Origin of the sequence: Henriciella algicola (genome assembly GCF_003576245.1) — a bacterium.
Taxonomy (GTDB): domain Bacteria; phylum Pseudomonadota; class Alphaproteobacteria; order Caulobacterales; family Hyphomonadaceae; genus Henriciella; species Henriciella algicola.
On record NZ_QWGA01000003.1, the window covers coordinates 871,275 to 896,806 of the forward strand.

The following is a 25,532-nucleotide window of genomic DNA, read 5'->3' on the forward strand; positions in this document are numbered from 1 at the left end:
GGGGAATTCGGTATGGCCAGACCTGCTGGTGTTAAAAATCAGGATTATAAAGAAAAGCGCCTGGCACTGTTGGACGCCATGATCGCCTATGTTGAGCGGGAAGACGTCGTACAGCCATCGCTCCGCCAACTCGCTATTGCCTCGGGTGTCTCAGACATCAATCTTCGTCACTATTTCGGCGATCGCCGCGGGGTAGTCATCGCACTTTTCAAGCACATGCGTGAAACCAGCAAGGACGTGCGGAACGTCATGCGGGCGCCAGCCAGAACCGTAAGTGAAGCGATCGAGAGCTATGTCCAGCTCGCCTGCAGCGCGGGCACTGACACGCCTTACATTCGGCGCCACGTCTTCGCTCTGCGCGAAGCAATTGCCGACTCTGAAGTCTATGTCCGCTATGTAGAAGAGATTCTGGATCCTGCAGCAGCAGCGGTCGGAAAGAGCCTTCTGGAGTCCTGTGATGGGGCGATGACAGAAGCTGCCGCTCATCAGGCCGGCACCCATATCGTCTTCAATTCTATGTTCCTGGCCATGCAAAGAGCGATGGACCCAGAAGATGTCGATTCAAAGATCTTTACGACCAAACTCGAAAGGTTCGGACGCTGGATCGCAGCAGGCCTCGAAGCTGAGGTCAGAAACGTCGCTTGAGCGCTCCTCAATAAAAAAGGGCCGCAACATCTTTGTTGCGGCCCTTCTCTACGCTCTTGCCAGAGAGCCTAGCTGGTCGTGACTGGCGTCAGCAGGACTTCAACGCGGCGGTTTGCTGCGCGGCCGGCCTGCGTGTCGTTGCTGGCGATTGGCTGGGTTTCACCGCGACCATAGGCCGAGATACGGACAGCTTCGACGCCGCGGCTGACGAAGTAGTTCGCAACCGTGTTTGCACGCTGCTCGGACAGACGCATGTTGTAGTCGTCCGGGCCATCAGCACTGGCGTGACCGACAACATCAACGCGGGTCGATGGGTACTCCTGGAGCACGCCGGCGATCTCGTTCAGCGGGCCATAGGCGCTCGACTGAAGTTCTGCGCTGTTGACGGTGAAGTTCACGCTGGAGTTCGATGGCATGGTGAGTGCGATCTGGTCGCCCTGACGCTCAACCTGGATTTGGGAGTTCGCCGTGCGCTCACGAAGGGCGCGTTCCTGGCGGTCCATATAGGTACCGACTGCGCCGCCAGCGAGGGCGCCAACTGCTGCGCCGATAGCTGCGTTGCGGCCGTCATCACCGCCAGCCAGCGTACCGAGGGCTGCACCTGCGAGTGCGCCGCCACCAGCGCCGTAGGCCTGATTGGTGGAAAGGCCTGTGCCTTCACATGCGGTGAGAACGAATGCTGCTGCGGCTGCGCCGATCATGATCTTGTTCATATGATATCTCCTCATGAAGCTTTGCCCCCTGCCTTTTGGAGGAGGTATTTGGTCGAGAACGTTCACTTTCTGACTTCGTTCCAATACGCTTCGATGACATTAGCGTTTCACGATGAATACAGAGCAACATGTGCGGACGATTCTTTAGACACGGTGTTACTTGGTCGGACTTCCATGCCTGGCTGAACCTTATCCCTCCGGATGAGGTCGACCCGCCTGAAGCGACCTACAATGCGGCGCCGGGCTCTTATCAGCCTATCCTGCGCAAAGCGCATGGCGGCCATGTCGAGCTCGCCCCCGCACTGTGGGGATTGGTCCCATCTTGGTGGAAGAAGCCGCTCAAGGAAAAGACGTTCACCACGTTCAATGCCAAGTCCGAGACAGTCGCGGAAAAGCCAGTCTTCCGCGGCGCCTATCGCCATCACCGCTGCCTGGTCCCCGTCAGCGGATATTATGAGTGGACCGGAAGGAAAGGCTCGAAAACGCCCTTCGCGATCGGGCTTCAAAACCGGCGGCATTTCTGTCTCGCAGGCCTCTACGATGTCGCCCTTATTGATGGGTCAGAGCTGCATAGCTTCACTGTCCTGACAACCGAAGCGAATGAAGCGACGTCTGGCGTGCACCACCGCATGCCCGTCATCCTGCATCAGTCGGATTTCGCACGGTGGCTGGATGTCAGCGAGAAGGTCGACGACCTTATGGTGCCGTTTCCATCAGAAGACATGACCGTCTGGCCGGTGCATCCGGATGTCGGGAATGTGCGCAACAATCATCCGGATTTGCTCTCGGAACGATGAGCCGCTAGAACCGTCAGTGTGACAGTTTATTAAAGCTTTTCGGACACTAGTGTAACGATGCGCACCATTTATTTCATCTTCGTCAGCCTGCTCACCATCGCTGCTATTGCAGCCTGATTTGAGCGCCTGACTGAACTGGGCCGTTATCCGGCTCAGTCTTCGTCGATCTCGAACGATTTATAGGCTTCGGCGACCTGCGAAGCGATCTCCTCGCATGCCCGCCGCGCGGCCGGAACCACGCCCGTGAACGCGGTGAACCCGTGGGCGAGGCTGTCATAGCATTTGTAGCTGACCTTCACCCCGGCCTTGCGGAGAAGCTGGGCATAGGCTGCGCCATCATCGACAAGCGGATCGAAGCCGGCGGTCGCGATGATCGCCTGTGGCAGCTTCTCGAGATAGGCCTCGCGGGCCGGTGACAGGCGCACATCGGCGCGGTCCTGCCCCTCTGGAATGTACTGCTCCATGAACCAGCGCATCGTGTCGGCATCGAGCGGATAGGTCTCGCCATAGGTCTGGTAGGACGGGAACTCGCGGTCGATATCGGTCGCAGGATAGATCAGAAGCTGAAGGAGCGGCACAGGTTTGCGCTCACGCACCATTTCCTGCGCGACAATCGCGGAGAAATTGCCGCCCATGCTGTCGCCGCCAATCGTCGCGACACCGGCGGGTGCCCCATACTTGCGTGCATTGCGCAGCGCCCAGTCATAAGCGTCGAGACAGTCTTCCAGGCCAGCGGGGAATTTGTGTTCCGGCGCAAGACGGTAGTCGACGGACAGGACCGGACACTTTGCGGCCCTGGAAAGCATCGTGCAGAAGACGTGGCTTGTCTCGAGGTCGCCGATCACGCCGCCGCCAAAGTGGTAGTAGACCATAATTGGCGCGGCAGCGTCCTGATCGTCCGGGCGGTAGATGCGCACCGGAATCTGGTGGCCGTCGCCGCCCTTGATTGCAGCGTCTTCCCAGCTGACGCCGGGCTCTGGTTTGTCCGCAAACATGGCGAGACCGCTAGCGGACGCCGCGCGGGCTTCCTGCGGTGACAGGCTCGACATTGCTGGCTGGCTCTTTGCGCCGGTCATCATGAACTGGAAGCGCGGGTCAAGCGTGCGCCCACCGAGTTCGAGCGGCTTGCCACCCGCCATCTTGACCAGAAAACCGTCGGGAAGTTTCAGAAGCAGTTTGGCGATCGTGGCCTGCAAGCTCATGGGTAGAGTACCTTCAGCTGTTGCTTTTGGACGCCAACGCCCCTGCCCCGTGCAGGAAAAGCTGGGTCGCAAACTCAGTTGCCCCGCGCGTATCAACCGGGCGGCGCATCAGCATATGGTCACCAACTTCACGCGCAATACCAATTGCGGCAGCCGTCAGGAAACCGGAGTCAGCGAGAGAAAGACCCGTGGACTTTGCGACCTGCTCAAGGTCAGCCCGAATCTCCTCAAACACCGCCTGCATTTCAGGCGTGTCGACCCGAACGCCAATCATCGCTGCGTGTGGGGCGCCTTGGCGAATGGCTTCTTCGTTTTCCTCATTCAGGAAGTCGAAATAGGCGCTGTATGCTTCGAGAAGATATGCTTGGAGAGAGGTCGCGCTCTCCCTGATCGAGGCGAGACGCGGCCGGAAGCGGCGAACGCCCTCATCGGCCAACGCCTCAAAGACTTCTTCCTTGGACTTGAAGTAATTGTAGAAGGTGCCCGCCGCGAGATCTGTTTCGCGGATGATATCGCGGACGGTCGTCGCCTCGGCGCCAAGTCGGGCAAATACCTGACGGGCGGCTTCCAGTATGGCCTGACGGTTTGCCGCCTTGGTTCTGGCCCGCTTGCCCTGCCCCTGTGCCGACTGCACCGCTGCCACCATGAAAAGCCCCTGATCTGTAACAGTTTTAGCAGTGATCAGATTGGTGACGCTTCGTCAACTTTGGGTCCATGCGGGGCTGTGATTTCCTGTCGGCGGCGAACCGATTGGAGTGCGCCCCACGCAGCCCTGAGCAGAATCAGGGCAAGGACACCAAGAAGCGGCTCCCCTAGGAAGACGAGCAGGCCGAAACCTGCAAACAGCGCCACATGCAGGACGATGATGCGGCCGTAAGGCTTTCCCATTTCGGAGATCAGGTCAGTTTCGCGGTACTCAGCCCGAACGATAAAGTCGCGCACGAATAGGAAGAGTTGAAGTGCCAGAATTGCGCCAATGAACAAGGCCATCCCGTCTCCAGTCCACATCGCATACCGGATGAGCCCCAGCAGGCTGATTTCAAATACGCCGGTCGTCGCATCTGACATCTCTGCGAAGGCCATCAGGAAGATGCCGTGAACGAAACAGAACATGCCGTAGTGAAAGGCAAAGAAGCCGCCGAACACGATCGCTCCAACGATAGCTGATGCGCCATTGCCTGCAGCGGCTGCAAATATGCGAAGCAGCGTGACGAGGCCTATCACAAGGTTCTCAAGCCAGTAGAGCATAACGAGCGCGGCTGCGCCCCAGCCGAACTGGAAGATGGCGACAATGGGGAATAGATCGACGGCAAGGACGATCCAGGAGACAGGATCGCGGTATGCCTGCGCAAGCGCGGCAGGTGTCAGTCTTTGCATTGTCGGGGCCCCCGTCCCTTGATCAGTATGACGCGCTTTGCGTCAAATAGGCCGGGAAGGAAAGCGGATTGTGCGCGGTCAGGCTACTTGGATAGCTGCCGGTCAGGACTTCGAAGTGAAGATGGATGCCCGTGCTGCGGCCCGTTGTGCCCATAATACCGAGCGGCTGACCAAAGCCGATGACCGCTCCGACTTCGACACCATTTTCGATGTTCGCGAGGTGCGCGTAGCGGGTGAAGACTCCCTGCCCATGATCAATCAGGATCGTATTGCCAAAGCTTGGGCTGCGCTTGGCTTCGCGGATCGTACCGGGCGCGGCTGAGTAGACCATGCCTGCAGGCCGCGAACGCACATCGAGCCCCTTATGCGTGCGCCCCATACGGTGACCGAAGCCGGACGTCATACAGGCGTTGTTGGTCGGCACCGACGCAATGACGACCTTTCCGTCGACCAGCACAATTGGATTGAAGTTCAGAACGCGCAGGCTTGCGTCATATTCGAACGCATTGGTGATGGTGCTATTGGGACACAGGAAAAGGTCAGCATCGGGCTGGAATGGCCCCTGCTCTGCACTGACACTCGCGGTGGTCGTAATCGCGCTGGGTGGCTCGACACGCCCGTCCATAGGGTAGGAAACAGGCGCAGGCGTGGTGCTACAGGCTGCCGCCAGCACCGATCCTGTAAGGCATGCGAGCACATTGCGCAGCATGAGAGCCATCCATCAGGTCAGTAACCCAGATCAGGCGGTGGCTTTTGCGCGCTTCCGCCCACGCTCTATCTCTTTCATGAGATCCTTTACGTAAGCGTTAAAATCGACCTGCATGGTGTGCCGCGGCGCATCGTAGAAGTGGCCGAGATGGAATTGCTCATCCTCTGTGATGATCTCCTTCATCTCGTCCTCTGGCGGGTACTCATACTCACCGGCGATCTTCGCCGCGCAGAGCTTCGACTGCTGTTCAGCGAAGTTCACCAGCGTCGGCAGGGGCTGCGCAAGACCAAGGAAGAAGAGGTTATCGAGGCCCGGCTTCACCATGCGCTTGAACAGCGGGAACTTGTTTTCAACCGGCTTCAGGCGGTCATCGTCGAAGAAAGGGAAGGTCACATTGTAGCCCGTTGCCCAGACGATGGCGTCGATCTTTTCGCGCGAGCCATCCTTGAAGACTACGCCGTCACCGTCGAGCTTTTCGATCGCACCCTTGGGCGTGATGTCGCCGCAGCCAACGCGCGTCAGGAACTCACCCGAGACAGATGGGTGTCCGTCGAGCGGCTCATGGTCCGGCTTTGGCAGGCCATAGTCTTCCATATTGCCAACCCGCTTCTTGATCGCCTTGCGGGCCATTTTCCGCCCAAGCTTGGTCGGCATCCATGAGGGCAGCACCGCTTTATCAGCTGGCTGGCCATTCATGTATTTTGGCAGCACCCAGACGCCCCGGCGCATGGAGATAAACAGCTTCTCAGAAATCGGGCGCTGGGACAGCTCCGACGAGATGTCCATGGCCGAGTTGCCGCCGCCAACGACCATGACGCGCTTACCGCGGAAGTCATAAGGCTCAAACGGGTCGCGGTAGTGGTGTGAGTGGACCTGATGGCCGTTGAACTCACCCGGATATTCAGGCGTGCGGGCGTCCCAGTGGTGGCCATTGGCTACGAAGAGCCACTGATAGGTCCGGGTCTCACCGGTCGAGAGCGTGACGTCCCAGTCGCCGTCAGAGCGCCGCTTTGCCTTCTCTACTGCGGTGTTGAAAGTGATCGTCTCGCGCAGGCCGAAATGGTCGACATAGTCGTGGAAGTACTGGAGCAGCTGGCCGTGATGCGGAAAGTCCGGCCAGTCTTCCGGCACGGGATAGTCCTCAAAAGCGAGGCGCCATTTTGACGTGTCGATATGGAGGCTCTGATAGCAGGACGAAAGCCCGTTCGGATTACGGTAGTACCAGTTGCCGCCAATATTGTCCGACATCTCGAAACAGTCATAGGCAATGCCATAATCTTTCAGGCGCTTTGCCATGGTGAAGCCTGAGCAGCCCGCTCCGATGATACAGGCCTTGCCGCTTGAACGTCCGTCGAATGCCATGTTTTTCCTCCCGCAGCGTCACTCATTTGTGTTCGCTTTTCGTGATGGTATCGACCTAGGATGCAGCGTCAATTTCACGTCGCGGCAACAGCGAGGGGCCGGTATGAGCGAAGAGAAGCAGCGTCAGGACATGATGCTCAAGCTGATGCAGCAGAATGCCCGCCGGATCATGTCGACGGTCCCTTGGGCACAGGCGCTCGGTTTTGAGCTGACCGGCATCGAAAAGGGCCGTGCCTTTGCCAAAGTGGGCTGGCGCGAAGACCTCGTCGGCGACCCCGATACGGGCGTTATTTATGGCGGCGTGCTGACCGCCCTGCTCGATAATCTGAGTGGTGTTTGCATCAACACCGCACTCAACAAGCCGATGTCCATGGCGACGCTAGACCTTCGGATCGACTATATGCGCCCGGCCGACAAGGGCCGCGATATTCTGGCTGAAGCCGAGTGCTATCACGTCACCCGCAATGTCGCCTTCACACATGCATGGGCCTACCATGAAAGCCGCGACAAGGTGATCGCGACCGCCGCCGGCACATTCGCGCTCAACGACATCAGCCGCTGGGCGAGCGGCAATGAGGCAATGGACATCGCGAACAAGGTTCTGGGAGGCGAGAAATGAGCTCACGCGCTGACCAGCTGCAGGCCTTTCTAGACCGCACGCCCTTTGCCCGCTTCATCGGCATGGAGTTCGAGGCGGACGGCGACACGCTGATCGCCAGACTGCCATTTCAGGACAAGTTCATTGGCAACCGCGCCATCAATGCCCTGCATGGCGGCGCGACGGGTGCCTTTCTGGAACTGACTGCCGTTGCACAGGTCTATCTGCAGTCAGACCTGCAGCGCCCGCCAAAGCCCATCAATCTGACAATCGACTATCTGCGCAGCGCGAAGGGGGAAGATCTCTACGCCCGGGCCATTGTGGACAAGCTGGGCCGGCGCATGGCAAGTGTCCGTGCCGAGGCCTGGCAAGGCGACGATCCCGATAAGATCGTCACTGCCCTACAGGCGCATTTCCTGGTCGCTGAGGACGGTTGAGGTCTCCAGAGCGCGGCTGAGGCGGACCGAGAGTGCGTAAAAGCCCAGCGCAATCGCGCTGAGGGCGGCGCAGGCCGCGAATGCTGCCTCATAGCCACCGACATCGCGGAGCCAGCCAAGCTGCCCAGCGCCGATGCTGGTTCCGAAATTCAACAGCGCCATGAAGATCGAGAATTGCGTCGCCGCCACGCTGCCGCGCGACTGGCCCATCGCGATGGCGTAGGTGCAGACAGACATCAGCACGAACAGGACGCTGTAGAGAAGCAGATAGGCAAAATAGAAGCCTTCGGTCTGCCACATCGCAGTCGCTGCCGCGTTTAGCACCGCCATGCCGATAAGCGCCCCGCCGAGCGCGCGAAGCGGCCCCACCTTGTCGGCCAGCCAGCCCGACACGAAGATGCCGAACAAACCGCCGAGAAGGTCCGCGGTCGCGTCCCTGTCAGTGAAGAGGCCCCGGTCCCACTGAAGCTCCTGCACGGCGAGCGTCGGCGAGAAAGCCGTCTTCAGGCCGTAGGCCAGAAACGCGACCAGAATGCCCGCGGCGAGGGCGAGACTGGCGGGCCGCATCATCGCCTTGGATACGCCCGTCACGAGTGGCCACCAGCGCTGGACCTGAACAGATTGCGTGTGTGTTGAGGCCTGCCCATCGCTCCACGGCATCAGTTTTTCACCGGCGCGCTCTCTTAGAAGCAGGGGCAGCAGCATCACGACCGCGACAAAGGCCGCCGTGACGATCGCGGCGAGTGCATGGCCTTCATCGCTGATGAGACGCCCCGTCAGAAACCCAAAGCCCGCCGTGCCGAGTGTCTTGCCACCCCACATCAGGCCATTGGCCGTGGCGCGTTCTTCCTCACCCAGTATGTCAATGGCCATCCCGTCGATGGCGACGTCCTGAAAGGCTCCTGCGAAATTTACCGCAAAGCCTGCAGCCGCAAACCAGAGGAGCGCTTCAGTTGGCTCACCGAGGCCCGCAAACCAGACAAGACTGCCGATCAGGATGAGTTGAGCCAGGATCAGCCAGGGCCGCTTACGGCCCATGGGCGCCCATGCATAGCGGTCCATCAGAATACCGTTGAAGAGCTTGAAGCTCCACGGCAACAGGATGATCGCGATATAGCCTGCGATGGCATCGGCCCCGACGCCCTGCGCCGCAAACCATGCGGGGATCGCGATGTAGAGCAGTCCTTCAGGCGCGCCTTGGGCGGCATAGAGCAGCATCAGGCTGCCAAGCCTGAGCGGTTTGTTCTCGCTCAGTGCTGGAAGCTTCAACCGCCATCCTTCCAGGCTACGCGATAGAGATCGAACCGGCGGTCGCGAAGGTTGCGCACGACGCCCTCCGAGCGGGCGAAATTGAGATCCGTGAGATCGAGATCAGCCATGACAACCGCTTCGACATTCTCCGCAATTTCAGCTGCGATGCCTTCGCGCGCGAATGGATAGTCGCACGGCGTCAGGATCGCAGACTGGGCATAGTTGATGTCCATATTCTCCACGTTCGGGAGATTGCCTGTGCAGCCGGAAGTAACAACGTAGAGCTGGTTCTCAATGCAGCGCGCGTGGCAGCAATAGCGGACGCGAAGATAGCCCTGGCGGCTGTCGGTGCAGAACGGTGTGAACAGGATGCGCGCGCCTTCATCGGTCAGGCGGCGTGCAAGCTCTGGAAACTCTGAATCGTAGCAGATGAGCACGCCGATCGGGCCGCAATCGGTCGGGATGACATCGACACTGTCACCGCCCTTGATGTTCCACCAGTGGCGCTCATCCGGCGTCGGATGGATCTTCTCCTGCGCGTGGACCGAGCCGTTGCGGAGAAAGACATAGGCGACGTTCTGGATGTCACCATCATCGGTCCGGGTCGGGTGCGATCCGCCGATGATGTTGATGTTGTAGGAGATTGCAAGCTCTCGCATCTCCTCGATAAAACGCGGTGTGTAGCGGGTCAGCGCTTCGATGGATTCTGCCGGGCTGAGCTTGCGCTTTTCAAAGGCGAGAAGCTGCAGGGTGAACAGTTCCGGGAACACGACGAAATCGGCGCGCCGGTCAGAGCAGACATCGACGAAATATTCGACATTGCTCATGAACTCTTCAAAGCTTTTGACCGCCCGCATCTGCACCTGAACGGTCGCGACGCGCACCCTCTCCTTCACGGAATAGGAGACCTTGTTGGCAGGCTTCACTTCCACCGCATAAGGGTTGCGCCAGACCATATGCGTGGCGTGGCCGCCGCTATCGGTGTCTTCCTCAAGGTAGTTGTGAAGGACGCCAATCGGCTCAAAGCCCGCGCGTAGATGATAGCGGATGACCGGGTCGGTGATCTTCTGCGCCTTGACCGCTTCGACATAGTCTTCCGGGTTTGGATACTGTTTGCGCTTGCGCTTCCAGCCCGGCATGCGCCCGCCAAAGACGATGCCTTTCAGCTCCCAGTCCTCGCAAAGCTGCTGGCGCGCATTGTAGAGGCGCTGGCCGATGCGGGTCCTGCGGATCTCGGGATCGACGCAGACTTCCATACCATAGAGCCAGTCGCCTTCCGGATCGTGTCGGGCGGCATAGCCATTGCCGGTAATCTCGATCCAGTCATGCGGCTTCAGCGCCAGGTCTTCAGAAACGAGAAAGCTCGCGGCATAGCCGACGATCTCACCGTCATACTCAACGAGGAACTGGCCGTCAGGAAAGGAGGATATCTGCCCGCGCAGCATGCCCGGCGTGTAGCCATCGGCCGGTCGGCCATACACTTTCAGGACGAGCGCGGCGATCGCCTGCACATCGTCGAGCGTTGCATTCCTGACGACAACAGACGCCTTGGTTCTTTCGCTGGGCATTCGTCCCCCTGATAGAATTGGATGCCCCAAACCTAAGCAGCGCAGGCGAAGCGGCAAGAGATGGATGGCGGCAAACGCCGGTACTAGGCGGCTTCAGCCACAATCCGAGCGATATCATCGGCGTAGCGGCCAGCCTTCTTTTCCCCAACGCCGCTGATATTGCGAAGTTCATCGCCTGATGCAGGCCGCTCTGCCGCGATCGCGGCCAAAGTCCGGTCATGGAAGATCACGTAAGGGGGCACGCCCTTGGCCTTCGCAGTTTCCAGACGCCAGTTGCGCAGCGCCTCGAAGAGGGACTGGTCTCGCTCCGAAAGATCATGAACTGCCGCAGCCGCCATGCCAGAGCGCTTGCGTGTGGTCTTGCGCTGGCTGGGATCCGTGCGCAGCCAGACTTCGCGGTCACCCTTGAAGAGCGCGCGGGCCGCTTCCTGGTCCGGCACGGCAAGGACCGGCCGCATCGCATCACCCGTTTCTGCGAGCAGGCCTGAGAAAAGAAGCTCGTCGAAGACGGCGTTCCAGCCCTGTTTCGACAGGTCCGTTCCAATTCCGTACGTAGACAGCTGCGCCAGGTCTTCATCGAAGCCGTCACGGGCAGAACCCGTAAGGTGAATGATGAGGCGGCCACGTCCAATGCGCTGGCCGCAGCGGATGACGGCAGAGACCGCCATCTGTGCAAAGCGCGTCGCGTCAAACCCCTCGCCCGGCTCACGCTGGCAGTTATCGCACTCCCCGCACGGGGCGACATTCTCTTCGCCGAAATAGCGTCGCACTGCGCCGCGCCGGCACTCCGTTCCGTTTAGGAATGCGAACAGTTGCCGCGTCTTCGTCAGCTGGACGCGCTTCACCTCTTCGGCAGCATCGCTTTCGACCGTCCAGCTGATCGAGCGGCGCATATCAGCCGGGCCAAACAGCGCAAACGCCTCGGCAGGCTTTCCATCACGCCCCGCGCGGCCAACCTCCTGCCAGTAGGCTTCCAGCGTCTTTGGTGGATCAGCATGGATGACAAAGCGCACATCTGGCTTGTCGACGCCCATGCCGAAGGCGACCGTGGCGCACATGACGATGCCGTCCTCCAGCAGGAAGCGGCGCTGACGCTCTGCTCGCACTTCCGGGTCGAGGCCGGCATGATAAGCCAACGCCGACAGGCCTGCCCGCTCCAGGCTTTCAGCCAGCGTCTCTGTTGCATCACGCGTGGCCGCATAGACGATACCGCTCTCGCCAGAATGGGCTTTTACAAGAGATGCCACGCGGTCGGCGCGCTTTCCGGCTTTCGGCTCTGCGCCCAGCGTCAGGTTCGGACGGTCGAAGCTCGCGACATGGACCTGCGGCGAGGTGAGGTCGAGTTCATGCAGGATATCATCGCGCGTGCGCTCATCGGCCGTGGCTGTCACGGCGATACGCGGCACACCGGGGAAAAGCTGTTTCAAGCGGCTGAGGGCCCGGTAATCCGGGCGGAAGTCGTGGCCCCACTGGCTGACGCAGTGCGCCTCATCAATGGCAATCACCGAAACGCCGAGCCGTGTGAGAACACCAGCGAGCCCGGTGCCAAGTGCCTCGGGTGAGACGTAGAGCATATCCATCTCACCGCGGCGCGCCGCTTCGAGCGCAGCCTGCTTGTCTTCAGGCGCCATCGAAGAGTCCAGCCGCTCTGCGCGCACACCGAGCGCTTTTAGCGCATCGACCTGATCCGCCATCAGCGCAATGAGTGGCGAGACGACGAGCCCAACGCCGCCCCGCAGGATGGCGGGGATCTGGTAGCAGAGCGACTTGCCGCCGCCTGTTGGCAGCACGGCCAGCGTATCACGGCCCGCCATCACATCGTCGATGACGTCAGCCTGCAGACCCCGAAAAGCGTCATAGCCGTAGACGCGCTTCAACAGGGAAAGCGGCGTCTCTGATACGATTTCGGAGTTTGTGACGGACATGCCCTATCCTTCGCGGGAGTCGGGGCCATTCATCAATATGGATCGTCAGCCAGCGGCGCTTTGCGGCGTCTAGAACATGTATTCCAGCAGCCGGTCGCGAGAGTTCGCGTGCACCCATGTACCACCGGCGTCCTCAACCAGCGCTTCCCAGGCTTCGAGGCGCTCGAAATAGGCGTTCGGATCGGATGCGTCCCGGTCAGAGCGCGTGACGTTCGTGACGATCACCGTGATGCCTTCGAGGTCGAGCTCAAGACCACTCGTGTCGCACTCGGGCGAAACATCCTCAACGAGGTCGGAGACGACGACGATGTAGCGGCTTGCCTGTTCAGACTGTTCGAGTTCGGCCGCCGCATAGCGAAGACCGCCCTTGATATCGGTCCAGCCCGTCGGCTGCACACTTTCCGCATAGAATTCCAGGCTTTCGAAGACATCTTGCTTGGCATAGGCCGCCTCGCTCGGCGTGCCGGGCAGGGTACGGCGCACGACAAGGCTATTGTCCGTGAAGCTACAGGAGCCGATCTCACCGAAAGCGAACATGTCGTTGGAGTTGAGCTTCGAGGTCAGGAGCTTCGCCGTCACGACCGCATCCGGCACTTCACGCACATAGGTGCCTGACGCGTCCACCAGCATGAAAACAGCCTTGGAATTGGATGTGACAGCCCCGCAGGCCGAAATGCCCGCAAGGACTAGTCCAGCCGTCAGCGTCTTGAGTGTCTTGGTAATCATGATGCTCCAGAAGCTTGTTTCTTGCGCGCGGGCGCGCGGATCCGCCTGAACATCTTTTCCACCGTAAGGGGCAGGAAGATCAAGAGATCGTAGACCCTCAGCACGAACAGACCGAGCGCCTTCAGCACGGTTGCGAGGATCGCAAAGATGAAGGCGAGGAACATGGTGATCTGGTGCATGACCAGGCGCAGGATCAGGATGAAGTTCTGCACGACCGTCTCCAGCGGAATGGCCGCCACAGCGAGCAGCCACGGGATCAGGATGGCCAGTATCATCTGTCCGATCATGGTGAGCGAAATGCCGCCTGTCTCGCCAGCCTCCTCGGCAGGCAGCTCACCAAGCGCCCTGCGGGTCGTTTCCTGATCGATACCGATCAGGACTTCGCGCTGGATAGCAAGGATGGCTTCGAAGAAAGAAAACGCCGCAAGAAAGGTGAAGGCCGCATAGAGCAGCACGCGCTTGTGGATGCGCGGCAGGGTCGAGATGAGCGTGATCTTTGTGATGCCAGCCGCATCCATGAGGACAATACCGGCGACAGCCTCAAGGAAGATGACGACGAGGGCGGCGGCCGTCGGCAGGCCAATCCCCATTACCTGAAGGTCGTCGCCTACAATCTCTGCCATAGGGCGCTGGATAAGGAAGAAGTTCAGGAAAACGCCAGTCAGTGCCACCGTCATGACGAGCAGCGAAAGCAGCCACGGGATCAGAATGGACTGACGCTGGGCCGCTTCGCGGCGATGCTCATAGTCAGGATGGATGCATTCTTCGAACGTCGTAAGATCCTTGTTGATCTGCTTCGAAGACCGGCTGAGCTCGTTCGAGATGGACCGCAGGCGAGTGATATTCTCTGCCATCGGTTTGAGTTCAGAGCGCAGGGCATTGATCTGCGGGCGGAGCGGCGAAAGCTCTTCCTTCACGGCGCGCCGCACATCGGAAGCCGCGCTGGCGAGCTTGGCGCGGCTTTGCCCATTGCCGTTTGCCTCGATGCGATTGCGCACCGTTTCCAGCGTGCGCTCATCGAGGTCTACAGCGCGAAATGCCTCAAGCGTTTCGGACAGATCGGACTGGTTGGTGTCCAGCTTGTCGACAATGCCGCTAATGCGCCGGTCGATTTCCGGCGCGCGCTTTTCCAGCTTCATTTCCTGGCTGACGAGCCGCTGTTCGAGCGTTTCGGCTGTGTGCGAAGCTACGAGCTCAATGTACTGGCGATAGATGTTATTGCTGGCATTCTCGAGGCGTCTTGCAACATCACGCAGGACATAGGCGAGACCGAAGAAGATCCCGCGAAACAGTCCGTGCAGATAAGGTCGTCCGACGTAGAGGAGCAGGATAACACCCGCCACCACGAGCCAGAGTTGCCAGTCAGTCCATGCCAGCCCAAACATCCCGCAGGTGCTCCAGTCTGATTGCTTAGCAGTATTGCCGGTTAACAGTCGTTAAGGATTATTGAGGCGAAGAAAAGGCACTTCGCCCTTCAGGCGCAGTTGCAGCTGCAAGTGCATCCACCATGAAACTGTGCCTGCGCGCGACGGCAGCGGCGTCTTTTTCATAGCCGCCGCCGAGCACACCAACGGTTGGAATGCCGCGTCTGGCGCAGGCTTCGGCCACCTTGCGGTCACGCTCTCGAAGGCCATCATCGCTCAGCGAGAGAAGCCCCAACCGGTCATTCTGATGAGGGTCGACGCCCGCATTGTAGAAAACGAGATCCGGCTTTGCGCGGCTAAAGATAGTGGTCAAAAAGCCATCCAGCGCGTCGAGATAGTCGCTGTCCCCTGCCCCGCGCGGGAGGCCAATGTCGAGGTCGGATGGTGGCTTGATGCGCGGCCAGTTGTCCTCGCAATGCATGGACGCGGTGAAGACGCGGTCGTCCTCGGCGAAGATGCTGGCGGTGCCATCGCCATGGTGCACATCGCAATCGATGACCGCGACCTTGCGGCAAAGTCCTTCCTCCAGAGCGACCCGCGCGGCGACGGCGACATCGTTGAAAACGCAGAAGCCTGCCCCGCCTTCATAGCTTGCATGATGGCTGCCGCCCGCCAGACTGACAGCGGCGCCATGCTGGACGGCCAGCCGGGCGGCAAGGCACGTACCTCCGACTGAGGCGCGCGTTCTTGCGGCGATGGCCGGCGTCATGTCGAAGCCGATCTTGCGCGCCGTTTTTGCGTCCACAGAGGAGGTTAGCACTGCCGTCACATAGGACGGGTCGTGCGCAAGGTGCAGCCAGCGTTCGGGGGCATGTGCGGGCACGGCAAATGTCTCTCCTCTCGCGCGCAAGCGGTCGGCAAGCAGCGAGTATTTGCGCATGGGAAAGCGATGGCTGTCCGGCACGCTCTCGGCGTCATAGTCAGGGTGATGAACGATCGGCAGCGCCATGACGGGTGAGATGTCGGCAGGCGGCTGATTGTCAAGCAGCGGCCAGCGCCATAAGCCGCTTGCCATGTCAGATGCCGTCCTCACCCGCTCAAAGGTCGTTGCGCTTGCCGTGCCGGTGATGCTGGCACAGGCGGCGACCGCATCAACCGGTATCGTCGACACGGCAGTCATGGGTCTCTACGGCACCAAGTTTGACCTCGGCGCCGTTGGTGTGGCCGCCGTGGTAATGAACTTCCTCTACTGGGCGTTCGGATTCCTGCGCATGTCGACGACAGGCCTGACCGCGCAGGCGGCAGGTGGCGGTGACCGGCTGGAAGCACAGACGGTGTTGCAACGCGCCCTCCTGCTCGGCGGGGCGCTCGGTCTTGCCATCCTCATCCTGTCGCCGCTCCTCAAACTCGCCGTCTTCCAGCCCTTCGAGGCAAGCCCTGAGGTGAAGTCGCTCGCCCGGGACTATTTCGACGCGCGCGTCTGGGGCGCACCTGCCGTCCTGATGGGGTATGCGATTACAGGCTGGCTGCTCGGCACAGGAAAGACCGGGCAATTGCTGGCCTTTCAGATTGTCATGAATGGCACGAATGCTGCGCTCGATATCTGGTTCGTCGCAGGCCTTGGCTGGGGGCCTGCCGGGATAGGTGCAGGCACAGCCATCGCCGAATGGGTCGCGCTCGCTTTCGGGCTGGTCCTCGTTCGCAAGGGCTTCTCGCGCTCTGGCAAGCTGTTTGACAGGGAGCGGCTGGCCGCCCTCATCAATGCCAACCGCGATATCCTTATCCGGACGCTGGCGCTGCTCTTCTGCTTTGCCTGGTTCGTGAATTCAGGCGCGAGCCTCGGCACCGCGACGCTTGCTGGCAATGAAGTCCTTCTCCAGTTCGTGTCGGTATCGGCCTTTGTGCTCGATGGCTTTGCCTTCGTCGCCGAGAAGGAGATTGGCGAAGCCTATGGCGCCAGAAGCCGCGCGCGCCTGATGCGCGCCATGCGACTGACGAGCGAAATCGCGCTTGCCTGCGCCATTGTTATCACGCTCGCCTATTTTATTGGTGGCGGCTGGATCATCGAGAACTTTGTGGCGGATGCAGATGCGCGCGCCGTCGCGCTGGACTATCTGCCCTATTGCGCTGCGGTGCCGCTCATCGGTCTGGCCTGCTGGCAACTGGATGGCTTCTTCCTTGGCGCTACGCAGGGCAAGGCGCTGCGAAACGCGGGCGTTGTCGCCGCCGTTCTCTATGTCGGGACAGACGTGCTTCTGAAGGATGCCTTCGCCAATACGGGCGTCTGGATCGCTTTTCTGACCATGTATGTCTGGCGGGCAGGCGCGCTCGGCGTCTACCTGCCGTCGATGATCGCCAAGGTCAGCGAAAGTCAGCCCCCACAGCCTGCTCGACAGACGTGAAGCCGTCTGCATAGAGCCTTGCCGCGAGGTCCTTGTTGATCTGCGCCACCAGCGATGGGCCCTTGTAGACCAGCGCCGAATAGAGCTGCACGGCATGCGCACCGGCCCGGATTTTCTGGTAGGCCTCGGCACCGCTTGAGATGCCGCCAGCGCCGATCAGGTCGAACTCACCGAGAAGCTCCCGCGCGAAGGCGCGCAGCACCTGCGTCGACGGCGTGAAAAGCGGCGCACCGGACAGGCCGCCACTTTCGGCCTTGTGCTCGCTCTGCAGGGCCTCCGGGCGCTCCAGCGTCGTGTTGGAGATGATCAGCCCTGACAGCCAGCTTCCCGGCCCACGGACAACCGCGATAATGTCATTAATGGCGCGCTCATCGAGGTCTGGCGCGAGTTTAAGGAAGACCGGCTTTCGCGGCGTTTGGCCTGCGTCGTCCAGTTCAGCATGCGCTATGGCGACAGCTTCGCCGCAACGCGTCAGCAAGGCTTCCAGCGCGCCCTTGTCCTGCAGCCCGCGAAGCCCCGGCGTGTTCGGGGAAGAGATGTTGATCGTGATGTAGCCCGCCAGCGGATAGACGGCCGCGATACCGGCTTCGTAATCAGCGATGCGATCTTCGCTGTCCTTGTTTGCCCCAACATTCGCGCCGACCGGGCAAGACGCGCGGTCTGCATGGCGCAGGCGCGCAATGAAGGCGTCAAGCCCCTCATTGTTGAAGCCCATCCGGTTGATGACCGCCTTGTCCTCTCTCAGCCTGAAGAGGCGTGGCTTCGGATTGCCTTCCTGCGGGCGCGGGGTCACCGTTCCGCATTCGACAAAGCCAAACCCGAAATGCGACATGGCCGTGAAGACTTCGGCGTTCTTGTCAAAGCCAGCGGCCAGCCCGACCGGATTGCCGAGGCGAAGGCCTGATTTCGGCAGGGTTACCGGCGTGTTCCAGCGCTTTGGATTGATGCGCGGTACGCCGACACCGGTCTTTAGCGCCCGGATTGTAGCCGTGTGCGCTGCCTCAGGCGGCATCGTGCGGAAGAAGCGGGCGCCAATCGATGAGAGTGCCATCTAGCGTACCTCTTCTGGCAGAACAGGATCGCCCTGGTCGTCTGTTTCGAGCGTCCAGCGGCGCTGTGCATCTGACAGGCGCAGCGTGCCGTAGAGGTGCGGGAAGAGGTCTCCGCCGCGAGACGCTTCCCATTTCACATCGCCGCCGAGGCGCTCTGCAATGAACTCATAGAGACTGACTCCATGCTGACCGGCATAGTGCAGCCGCAGCGTTTCGGCGACCTGGTCCTTCGAGGACAGGTGCACATAGCCGTCTCGTGCATCGAGATCAGTATCGGTATGGCCAAGCTCACGGGCACGTTCATCGTCCGCGGCACTCAGGATTTTGTAGACGGGTGTATCGAGCATCATAAGAGCGGTCTTACAGGCTTCCTCAGACGCGGCAAGCATCAAGCTTGCTAGGTATTTATTCCCATGATAGGAGATCAGGGAGAGAACGGAGACGAGAGATCATGCGCCACGGCGACGTCTGGAAGGGCATAGATCTTCTGGCAAAGAAGAATGGCCTTAGCGCCTCTGGCCTGGCCCGTCAGGCGGGTCTCGACCCGACAAGCTTCAACCCATCCAAACGTCAGGCCAAGGATGGACGCCTGCGTTGGCCATCGACCGAAAGCATTGCCCGGGCTCTGGAAGCAGTTGGCGCGGGCATGGATGATTTTGCAGCCCTTATCGAAGGCCATCGCGGCGCGACGGCGCCTCTCATTGGTCTTGCCCAAGCTGGTGCCGACGGCTTCTTCGATGATAGCGGCTTTCCGACTGGCGGCGGCTGGGACGAGGTCCGGTTTCCCGGCCTTGGCGGCGATCCTGTCTATGCGCTGGAGATTACCGGCGACAGTATGGAGCCCGCCTATCGCGAAGGCGACCGCATCATCGTCGCCCCCGGTGCACAGGTGCGCAAGGGCGACCGTGTCGTGGTCAAGACCGAAGACGGAGAGGTGATGGCAAAGGTTCTGGGCCGTCAGACCGAAACGCAGGTCGAGCTGGTCTCGCTCAATCCCGACCATCCGATGCGCACCTTCAAACCATCGCAAATCAACTGGATCGCGCGCATCCTCTGGGTGAGCCAGTAAGCACCTGCAGCGTTCGCATGCGCAGCACATAATCCGCTTGCCCTGACATCCTTGCACGTGTCATCCAAAAGACCTCATGGACTGGGACAAGCTCAAATCCTTCCACGCTGCAGCAGAAGCTGGCAGCCTGACGGCCGCGGGTGAACGCCTCGGCATCTCGCAGTCGGCTGTGTCGCGCCAGATTTCAGCGCTGGAAGAACAGCTGGGCGTATCGCTCTTTCAGCGGCATGCGCGCGGGCTAGTGCTGACCGACGCTGGCCACACACTCCACCGCTCGACCATGGACATGGCATCGGCAGCGCAGTCGGCCAATGCGGCCCTTCGCGACCAGCAGGATGTGGCCCAGGGCGACCTCGTGGTTACAGCCCCTGTAGCTTTCGGATCGACCTGGCTGGTGCCGCGGCTGGGCAACTTCCTGACCGCCAATTCGGGGATGCGGATCGACCTGCGCCTCGACGATGGCGAGACCTATGACCTTCTCAAGCTGGAAGCAGAATGCGCTATTCGCCTCTGGGCGGCCGACAAGTCTGACCTGATCCAGCGCAAACTCGGTACGGTTGCGACGAACCTCTATGCGTCACCAGAATACCTTAAGGCACATGGCACGCCGCGCACGCCGCAGGATCTCGATAATCACCGGATCATTGGCTACGGCACGGAGAACACGCCGCTGGACGCGATGAGCTGGGCGCAGCGGGTTGGCCGCGATGATACGCTACCGCGCAAGGCAACGCTGCAGGTGCGAAACGTGCCAGCCATGCTGCGCGCCGTCGAAGCCGGTATCGGGATCGCAGACCTCCCAGACTATATGGTGAGTGCGGTGCCGAAGCTGGTGCGCGTGCTGCCAGACCATACAGGACCGACCTTCGACCTGTTCTTTATCTATCCAAGCGACCTCAAGCGATCCAAGCGAATCGCGGTGTTCAGGGACTTCCTGACGGCCGAAGTGGATGCGATCAAACGCGAAAACCTGCAACTTCGTGCCAGCTGACCTTAGGTAACATGCAGAAATGCATGGCTTCAATACTGAAACGGGTGTTTTCTTTCGCACGCGCAGCATCTACTTGGCGCGCATGCCTTGGTTCCGGCTTCAGCCAATCTCCTCCGATTGTGCGTTTCCTCCCTCCAAGTAGGAACCAATACTTAGAGCCCGGCGCGATCACTCGCAGCCGGGCTTTTTTTCTGTTTCGATGTTAAGAAATCTAGATGCTGGCGCGCAGCATCCAGGCGGCCTTTTCGGAGATTGCCGCACGTTGTGTGAGCAAGTCGGCCGTCACGACATCGCCATCGCTATCGGCCGCTTCGACGCCTTTGCGCGCAACCTCCGCAAGCATCTCGTGACCACGAACCAGATTGTTGATCATGTCCTCAGAGTCCGGCACGCCATTGTCTGGCTTAATGGTTGCGTTAGACAGAATTTCCTCGGTTGAGCCGGGCGCGAATTTTCCAAGCGCCCGTAACCGCTCTGCAAGCTCATCGAGCGCCGTCCAGAGCTCCGTGTACTGCTGCATGAAAAGCTCGTGCAGCGACTTGAAGCGCGGCCCGGTGACGTTCCAGTGATAGCCGTGCGTTTTCACATAAAGCGCATAGGTGTCGCCCAGCACATTTCGCAGGGCGTCAATCGATGCATTTCGATCTGTATTACTCATTTCGATACCTCCAGACGTATCTCATCGTCTTCAGTGACCATAGATGGCACTGAAATGGGGACACGCCGGAGCGCAAACAAATTGGATTTAGGCGCCCCAGCTATAGAACCTGCCTATAGCTGGAGCTTGAAAGCGCGGGTCTATTTCAGCGCCGCACAGAAGCGCTTGATACGCTTCATGGCTTCTTCCAGCGCCTCGGTGGAGGTTGCGTAGGAAATACGGAATGCTGGCGACAGGCCAAAGGCTTCACCAAAGACAACGGCGACCTGCTCTTCTTCGAGAAGCGCGGTGGCGAAATCCTTGTCAGAGCTGATCAGTGCACCTTTCGGCGAAGACTTGCCGATGACGCCTGCACAGCTTGGATAGACATAGAACGCGCCCTCTGGCGTTGCGCAGGATAGACCTTCGCAATCATTCAGGGCCTTCACGACCATGTCGCGGCGCGATTTGAAGACTTCATTGCGTTCCGCCAGAAAGCTGTGATCGCCATTGAGAGCCGCAACGCTCGCCCATTGGCTGATCGAACATGGGTTCGAGGTGGATTGCGACATGATCTTGCGCATCGTGGCAATCAGCTTTTCCGGGCCGCCAGCATAGCCGATCCGCCAGCCGGTCATCGCATAGGCCTTGGACACACCGTTCACAGTCAGCGTGCGGTCATAGAGCTTCGGCTCGACCTGCGCGATCGTGAAGTATTTGAAGTCATCATAGACGAGGTGCTCATACATGTCGTCGGTCATTACCCAGACATGCGGATGCTTCAGAAGGACATCGGCCAGCGCACGCAGCTCATCTTTCGTGTAGGCCGCGCCGGTCGGGTTCGACGGCGAATTGAGGACCAGCCACTTTGTGTTTGGCGTGATCGCCTGCTCAAGCGCCTCTGGTGAGAGCTTGTAATTAGAGTTCGGGCCGCACTGCACGAAGACCGGGTCGCCGCCAGCAAGGCGCGCCATCTCAGGATAGCTCACCCAGTAAGGCGCAGGCACGATCACCTCGTCGCCCGGGTTCAGCGTCGCCATGAAGGCGTTGTAGAGAACGGCCTTGCCGCCCGGCGACACGTTGATCTGCGCCGGCGTGTACTCAAGGTCATTGTCACGCTTGAACTTGGCGCAGATGGCCTCTTTCAGCTCAGGGATGCCATCGGCCGGCGTGTACTTGGTCTTGCCGTCATTGATCGCCTTGATCGCGGCTTCCTTCACATGTTTAGGCGTGTCGAAATCCGGTTCACCGGCACCAAGGCCAATGACGTCGATGCCCTGACGCTTCATTTCGTTCGCTTTGGTCGTGACAGCGATCGTTGCTGAAGGCTGGACACGCTCTACGGCGCGGCTAAGGGCGATTTCGGTTGCCATGTGACTGAACTCCTTTGGAAGGCGTGGGTCTGCATATGTCGCCCGCGCGCCGTGCACAAGCGGGCGCGGGCTCTCAGATCAAAGAATTGGTCCCGCACGGGCTGATTGCAAATCTGGCCGCAGCGCATGCAGCCCGCAGCACGCCTGGCAGCTGGCCAACTAGGCGGCGGGCGCGGCTGCCATTAGGTTAGCGCCAGCATGTCAGAAACCTCATCCAACAGACCAGCCCGGCGGGGCGTCGATGTCATCAAGGACAATCTGAAACGCCTGCCCGCAAAGCCGGGCGTCTATCGCATGTTCGGGACCAAGGATGAGGTCTTGTACGTCGGCAAGGCCCGCAACCTGAAGGCGCGCGTCTCTAATTATGCCCGGCTGGGTGGCCACACACAGCGTATCGCCGCGATGATCGCGCTGACTGCGCGTATGGAATTCGTCGTCACCGAAACAGAGACTGAGGCGCTGCTGCTGGAAGCAAGCCTTATCAAGTCGCTGAAGCCGCGCTTCAACATCCTGCTGCGCGATGACAAATCCTTCCCCTACATCCTGATCCGCCGCGACCACGACTATCCGCAGATCCTGAAATATCGCGGCTCCAAGCAGGAACGGGGCGACTATTTCGGCCCCTTCGCCAGCGCCAATGCGGTGACCCGCACCCTCGACACGCTGCAGAAGGCCTTCCTGCTGCGCACATGCGAGGACAGCGTTTTCTCGCAACGCACGCGGCCCTGCATGCTGCACCAGATCAAGCGCTGCTCTGCCCCATGCGTCGACCTTGTCAGCGAGGAGGCCTACACAAAGCTCGCCGATCAGGCAGCCGACTTCCTGAAAGGCAAGGCCACTGACCTTCAGGCAGACCTTGCCAGCGAGATGGAAGCGGCCGCCGAGAATATGGAGTTCGAGCGCGCCGCGAGCCTGCGCGACCGAATCCGCGCGCTGGCTGTTGTCCGCGCGCAGCAGGACATCAATCCGGACGGGATCGAGGAAGCAGACATCTTCTCCATCGCTATGGAAGGCGGCCAGTCCGCCGTGCAGGTCTTCTTCATCCGCGCCGGGCAGAACTGGGGCGCGACCATCCACTTCCCGCGCCACGAGAAGGAAGAGACCGCGCCGGAAATCCTGTCGGCCTTCCTCGTCCAGTTCTATGACAAGCGGCCGCCGCCAAAGCTGGTCCTGACCAATCAGGCGCCTGATCAGGGCGAGCTTATTGCCGAAGCGCTTGAGCTGAAATCCAACCGGAAAGTCGAGATCCGCACCCCGCAGCGCGGCGACAAGCGCGAGCTCGTTGCGCAAGCGACGCGCAACGCGGCCGAAGCGCTGTCACGCAAGCTGGCAGAAACGGCGAGCCAGCAGCGCCTGCTGAAAGACCTGGCGAAAGCTTTCGACCTGCAGGGGGAGCCAAAGCGGGTGGAGGTTTACGACAACAGCCACATCCAGGGCTCAAATGCCGTCGGCGGTATGGTGGTCGCCGGGCCTGAAGGCTTCATCAAGGGCCAGTATCGCAAGTTCAACATCAAGGACACGACGCTCGAGCCTGGCGATGACTATGGCATGATGCGCGAAGTCATGCGGCGCCGGTTCAAGCGCCTCCTCAAGGAAGCCGATGAGCAGAAGGTCGCGATTTCAGAGCTGGAGACCTACCCAGACCTCGTCCTCATTGATGGCGGACTCGGCCAGCTGAGCGCCGTGACCGAGACGCTGACAGAGCTTGGCCTCAGCGCTGACGATGTCACGCTTGTGTCCATCGCGAAGGGGCCTGACCGAAATGCCGGGCGTGAGAAATTCTTCCGCCCCGGCAAGGCGCCATTCCAGCTGCCGCCAGACACGCCCGTGCTCTATTATCTTCAGCGCCTGCGCGACGAGGCGCACCGCTGGGCCATTGGCGCACACCGCGCCAAGCGCTCCGCCGATATCAAATCATCTCCGCTGGATGAGATTGAGGGCATCGGCCCGTCACGCAAAAAAGCACTTTTGCATCACTTCGGGTCGGCAAAAGGCGTGTCACGTGCCAAGCTGGTTGACCTTGAGAGCGTTGAGGGAATCAATCGCTCACTCGCCGAACGTATCTATGGCCATTTCAATGGCGGTTAGGACACCATGACTTTGAAATGGCTGCCAAATGCCCTGACGATCGGACGCTGCATTCTGGCGATCGTTGTTGGCTATACCATTCTGGATTTCGACAGGGATCAGCGCGCAGGCGATGGCGCGACGCTGATGGCGTTTCTGCCCTTCGCGCTCTTCTCCTTCGTGGCATTGACTGACTGGCTCGATGGCTGGCTTGCAAGGAAGCTGAACGCAGAGTCGGCCTTTGGCGCCCGGCTTGATCCGATCGGTGACAAGTTGCTGTCGGCGTCCAGCCTGCTGGCGCTCGCCTTTATCGACAAATGGTCGTGGTACATCACCCTGCCGACGCTCGCTATTGTCAGCCGTGACGTGCTCATCACCGCCATGCGCGAGGCGATGGGCAATCCGGGAACGATGAAAGTGTCCAACAGTGCCAAGATGAAGACCGCGCTGGTCCTTGGCGGCATCGCACTCGTCCTTCTGGGCATGGCGATCAGTGCAGTTACGACAGGTGCAGACACTTATTCGCCGAACTGGGTCCTGTCGCGCGGCACGCTTCTGGCCGGCCTTGTCATGGTCTGGGTCGCAGCCGTTCTCGCGGTGATGACGGCCATCGACTATGTGAAGGGCCTGACCGCGTCAGACGACGACCCTCACCAATAGCCGTCATTCGGCCCGCCCGCGAAGATTTCAGCGACGCGCCGCTGCGTCGCTGGCGTCGTATCTTCCGGCAGGGCGTGCGGATCGGCCCAGACAGTCTCTGATATCTCGCCCACACTGGTTGCCTCGCCGCCCACCCAGTCGCCGGGCCGCACGTGATAGAAGACGACGTGATCGTTCGGAAAGACTGCCTCGTTCGAATAGATGCCGACAAGACGCGGCGTGCCGGTCAGCTCGACGCCGCCCTCTTCCTTCAGCTCGCGGAGCAGCGAAACGCTGGCAATCTCGCCTTTCTCGACGCCGCCGCCGGGAAGGTAGAGCCCCTTGGTATAGGTATGGCGCACCAGCAGGACCTTACCGTCAGACCGCTCCACCAGAGCGCGCACGCCGAGCGTCATTGGCCGCCTGAAGCGGAACCATGCCTGAAAGATTCGCTGCCTGATGCGGGCCATAACTCTACCCAATCTGTGAAAACGCCCCTCGCCAAACGGGCTAACACAGTCTAGTTAGCGCAGCGAACGACGAATTCGGAGCTAAAGACCATGTTTGCACTTATCGCAATCGGCGTGACTGTCGCCATTTTCGGCATCCTGAACCTGATCGACTATCG

General features: G+C 60.3%; 26 protein-coding genes. 9 read left to right on the plus strand and 17 right to left on the minus strand.

Going from position 1 to position 25,532, the window contains the following annotated elements; all coding sequences use genetic code 11:
- Window positions 1–12: 12 nt before the first annotated feature.
- Window positions 13–645, plus strand: coding sequence for a TetR/AcrR family transcriptional regulator (locus D1222_RS04675; protein ID WP_119453041.1), 633 nt, complete (start codon window positions 13–15; stop codon window positions 643–645).
- Window positions 646–713: 68 nt separating this feature from the next.
- On the opposite strand, the gene D1222_RS04680 is transcribed toward D1222_RS04675, so the two are convergent.
- Complete coding sequence (locus tag D1222_RS04680) at window positions 714–1,358, minus strand: OmpA family protein (RefSeq protein WP_325049216.1); 645 nt, start codon at window positions 1,356–1,358, stop codon at window positions 714–716.
- Window positions 1,359–1,486: 128 nt separating this feature from the next.
- On the opposite strand from D1222_RS04680, the gene D1222_RS04685 reads away from it, so the two are divergent.
- Entirely contained in the window at window positions 1,487–2,155 is a 669-nt protein-coding gene (locus tag D1222_RS04685) for an SOS response-associated peptidase (RefSeq protein ID WP_182481863.1), read from the plus strand.
- A gap of 152 nt (window positions 2,156–2,307) precedes the next feature.
- On the opposite strand, the gene D1222_RS04690 is transcribed toward D1222_RS04685, so the two are convergent.
- From D1222_RS04690 to D1222_RS04710, 5 genes are read right to left on the minus strand one after another with little or no spacing between them, the layout of a single operon-like run.
- Window positions 2,308–3,357, minus strand: coding sequence for an alpha/beta hydrolase (locus tag D1222_RS04690; RefSeq protein WP_119453043.1), 1,050 nt, complete (start codon window positions 3,355–3,357; stop codon window positions 2,308–2,310).
- A 13-nt stretch (window positions 3,358–3,370) separates the two neighbouring features.
- Window positions 3,371–4,003 carry a TetR/AcrR family transcriptional regulator gene (locus D1222_RS04695; protein ID WP_119453044.1) on the minus strand — a complete coding sequence of 211 codons (633 nt, stop codon included), beginning with the start codon at window positions 4,001–4,003 and terminating at the stop codon, window positions 3,371–3,373.
- 35 nt (window positions 4,004–4,038) lie between these two features.
- Window positions 4,039–4,734 (minus strand): DUF6498-containing protein, encoded by a 696-nt coding sequence (locus D1222_RS04700; protein ID WP_119453045.1) that lies wholly within the window; start codon window positions 4,732–4,734, stop codon window positions 4,039–4,041.
- A 22-nt stretch (window positions 4,735–4,756) separates the two neighbouring features.
- On the minus strand, window positions 4,757–5,443 hold the full coding sequence (locus D1222_RS04705; RefSeq protein WP_182481864.1) for a M23 family metallopeptidase: 687 nt from the start codon (window positions 5,441–5,443) through the stop codon (window positions 4,757–4,759).
- 30 nt (window positions 5,444–5,473) lie between these two features.
- Entirely contained in the window at window positions 5,474–6,805 is a 1,332-nt protein-coding gene (locus D1222_RS04710) for a flavin-containing monooxygenase (RefSeq protein WP_119453047.1), read from the minus strand.
- 103 nt (window positions 6,806–6,908) lie between these two features.
- Between D1222_RS04710 and D1222_RS04715 the strand changes: the two genes are divergently transcribed.
- Window positions 6,909–7,424 (plus strand): PaaI family thioesterase, encoded by a 516-nt coding sequence (locus tag D1222_RS04715; protein ID WP_233348512.1) that lies wholly within the window; start codon window positions 6,909–6,911, stop codon window positions 7,422–7,424.
- Entirely contained in the window at window positions 7,421–7,840 is a 420-nt protein-coding gene (locus tag D1222_RS04720; protein ID WP_119453048.1) for a PaaI family thioesterase, read from the plus strand. Before D1222_RS04715 ends, D1222_RS04720 begins: the two co-directional genes overlap by 4 nt.
- Here the strand turns inward: D1222_RS04720 and D1222_RS04725 are convergent.
- The 6 genes from D1222_RS04725 to D1222_RS04750 all read right to left on the minus strand — a co-directional run bounded on the left by D1222_RS04725 (window position 7,805) and on the right by D1222_RS04750 (window position 15,683).
- Window positions 7,805–9,109, minus strand: coding sequence for an MFS transporter (locus tag D1222_RS04725; protein ID WP_119453049.1), 1,305 nt, complete (start codon window positions 9,107–9,109; stop codon window positions 7,805–7,807). The genes D1222_RS04720 and D1222_RS04725 overlap by 36 nt on opposite strands.
- Window positions 9,106–10,659, minus strand: a complete 1,554-nt coding sequence (locus D1222_RS04730) for a carbon-nitrogen hydrolase family protein (RefSeq protein ID WP_119453050.1) — start codon at window positions 10,657–10,659, stop codon at window positions 9,106–9,108. The genes D1222_RS04725 and D1222_RS04730 overlap by 4 nt, the downstream gene beginning before the upstream one ends.
- A gap of 83 nt (window positions 10,660–10,742) precedes the next feature.
- The gene (gene recQ, locus D1222_RS04735; protein ID WP_119453051.1) at window positions 10,743–12,584 is read right to left on the minus strand and encodes a DNA helicase RecQ; all 1,842 of its coding nucleotides are present in this window, start codon (window positions 12,582–12,584) and stop codon (window positions 10,743–10,745) included.
- Between the two features lie 69 nt (window positions 12,585–12,653).
- The gene (locus D1222_RS04740; RefSeq protein ID WP_119453052.1) at window positions 12,654–13,310 is read right to left on the minus strand and encodes a vWA domain-containing protein; all 657 of its coding nucleotides are present in this window, start codon (window positions 13,308–13,310) and stop codon (window positions 12,654–12,656) included.
- Window positions 13,307–14,695 (minus strand): hypothetical protein, encoded by a 1,389-nt coding sequence (locus tag D1222_RS04745; protein ID WP_119453053.1) that lies wholly within the window; start codon window positions 14,693–14,695, stop codon window positions 13,307–13,309. Before D1222_RS04745 ends, D1222_RS04740 begins: the two co-directional genes overlap by 4 nt.
- A 58-nt stretch (window positions 14,696–14,753) precedes the next feature.
- The gene (locus D1222_RS04750; protein WP_119453732.1) at window positions 14,754–15,683 is read right to left on the minus strand and encodes a histone deacetylase family protein; all 930 of its coding nucleotides are present in this window, start codon (window positions 15,681–15,683) and stop codon (window positions 14,754–14,756) included.
- A 64-nt stretch (window positions 15,684–15,747) separates the two neighbouring features.
- Here D1222_RS04750 and D1222_RS04755 point away from each other — a divergent pair, with 64 nt between their 5' ends.
- Window positions 15,748–17,076: an MATE family efflux transporter gene (locus D1222_RS04755; protein WP_119453054.1), complete on the plus strand. Its 1,329-nt coding sequence runs from the start codon at window positions 15,748–15,750 to the stop codon at window positions 17,074–17,076.
- Here D1222_RS04755 and D1222_RS04760 read toward each other — a convergent pair.
- Complete coding sequence (locus D1222_RS04760) at window positions 17,036–18,127, minus strand: quinone-dependent dihydroorotate dehydrogenase (RefSeq protein WP_119453055.1); 1,092 nt, start codon at window positions 18,125–18,127, stop codon at window positions 17,036–17,038. The genes D1222_RS04755 and D1222_RS04760 overlap by 41 nt on opposite strands.
- Window positions 18,128–18,478 carry a DUF952 domain-containing protein gene (locus D1222_RS04765; RefSeq protein WP_182481865.1) on the minus strand — a complete coding sequence of 117 codons (351 nt, stop codon included), beginning with the start codon at window positions 18,476–18,478 and terminating at the stop codon, window positions 18,128–18,130.
- Window positions 18,479–18,579: 101 nt separating this feature from the next.
- Between D1222_RS04765 and D1222_RS04770 the strand changes: the two genes are divergently transcribed.
- Window positions 18,580–19,197 carry a S24 family peptidase gene (locus D1222_RS04770; RefSeq protein ID WP_119453057.1) on the plus strand — a complete coding sequence of 206 codons (618 nt, stop codon included), beginning with the start codon at window positions 18,580–18,582 and terminating at the stop codon, window positions 19,195–19,197.
- Window positions 19,198–19,273: 76 nt separating this feature from the next.
- Complete coding sequence (locus D1222_RS04775; RefSeq protein ID WP_119379553.1) at window positions 19,274–20,188, plus strand: LysR family transcriptional regulator; 915 nt, start codon at window positions 19,274–19,276, stop codon at window positions 20,186–20,188.
- Between the two features lie 211 nt (window positions 20,189–20,399).
- Here D1222_RS04775 and D1222_RS04780 read toward each other — a convergent pair whose 3' ends face one another.
- A complete protein-coding gene (locus D1222_RS04780) occupies window positions 20,400–20,846 on the minus strand; it encodes a Dps family protein (RefSeq protein ID WP_119453058.1) in 447 nt (148 codons plus the stop codon).
- Between the two features lie 140 nt (window positions 20,847–20,986).
- Window positions 20,987–22,198: a pyridoxal phosphate-dependent aminotransferase gene (locus D1222_RS04785; protein ID WP_119453059.1), complete on the minus strand. Its 1,212-nt coding sequence runs from the start codon at window positions 22,196–22,198 to the stop codon at window positions 20,987–20,989.
- 198 nt (window positions 22,199–22,396) lie between these two features.
- Here D1222_RS04785 and uvrC point away from each other — a divergent pair, with 198 nt between their 5' ends.
- On the plus strand, window positions 22,397–24,286 hold the full coding sequence (gene uvrC / locus D1222_RS04790) for an excinuclease ABC subunit UvrC (RefSeq protein WP_119453060.1): 1,890 nt from the start codon (window positions 22,397–22,399) through the stop codon (window positions 24,284–24,286).
- A gap of 6 nt (window positions 24,287–24,292) precedes the next feature.
- A complete protein-coding gene (locus D1222_RS04795; RefSeq protein ID WP_119453061.1) occupies window positions 24,293–24,925 on the plus strand; it encodes a CDP-alcohol phosphatidyltransferase family protein in 633 nt (210 codons plus the stop codon).
- On the opposite strand, the gene D1222_RS04800 is transcribed toward D1222_RS04795, so the two are convergent.
- Window positions 24,916–25,320 (minus strand): NUDIX domain-containing protein, encoded by a 405-nt coding sequence (locus tag D1222_RS04800; protein WP_233348514.1) that lies wholly within the window; start codon window positions 25,318–25,320, stop codon window positions 24,916–24,918. The two genes, D1222_RS04795 and D1222_RS04800, sit on opposite strands and share 10 nt — an antisense overlap.
- Between the last annotated feature and the right edge of the window lie 212 nt (window positions 25,321–25,532).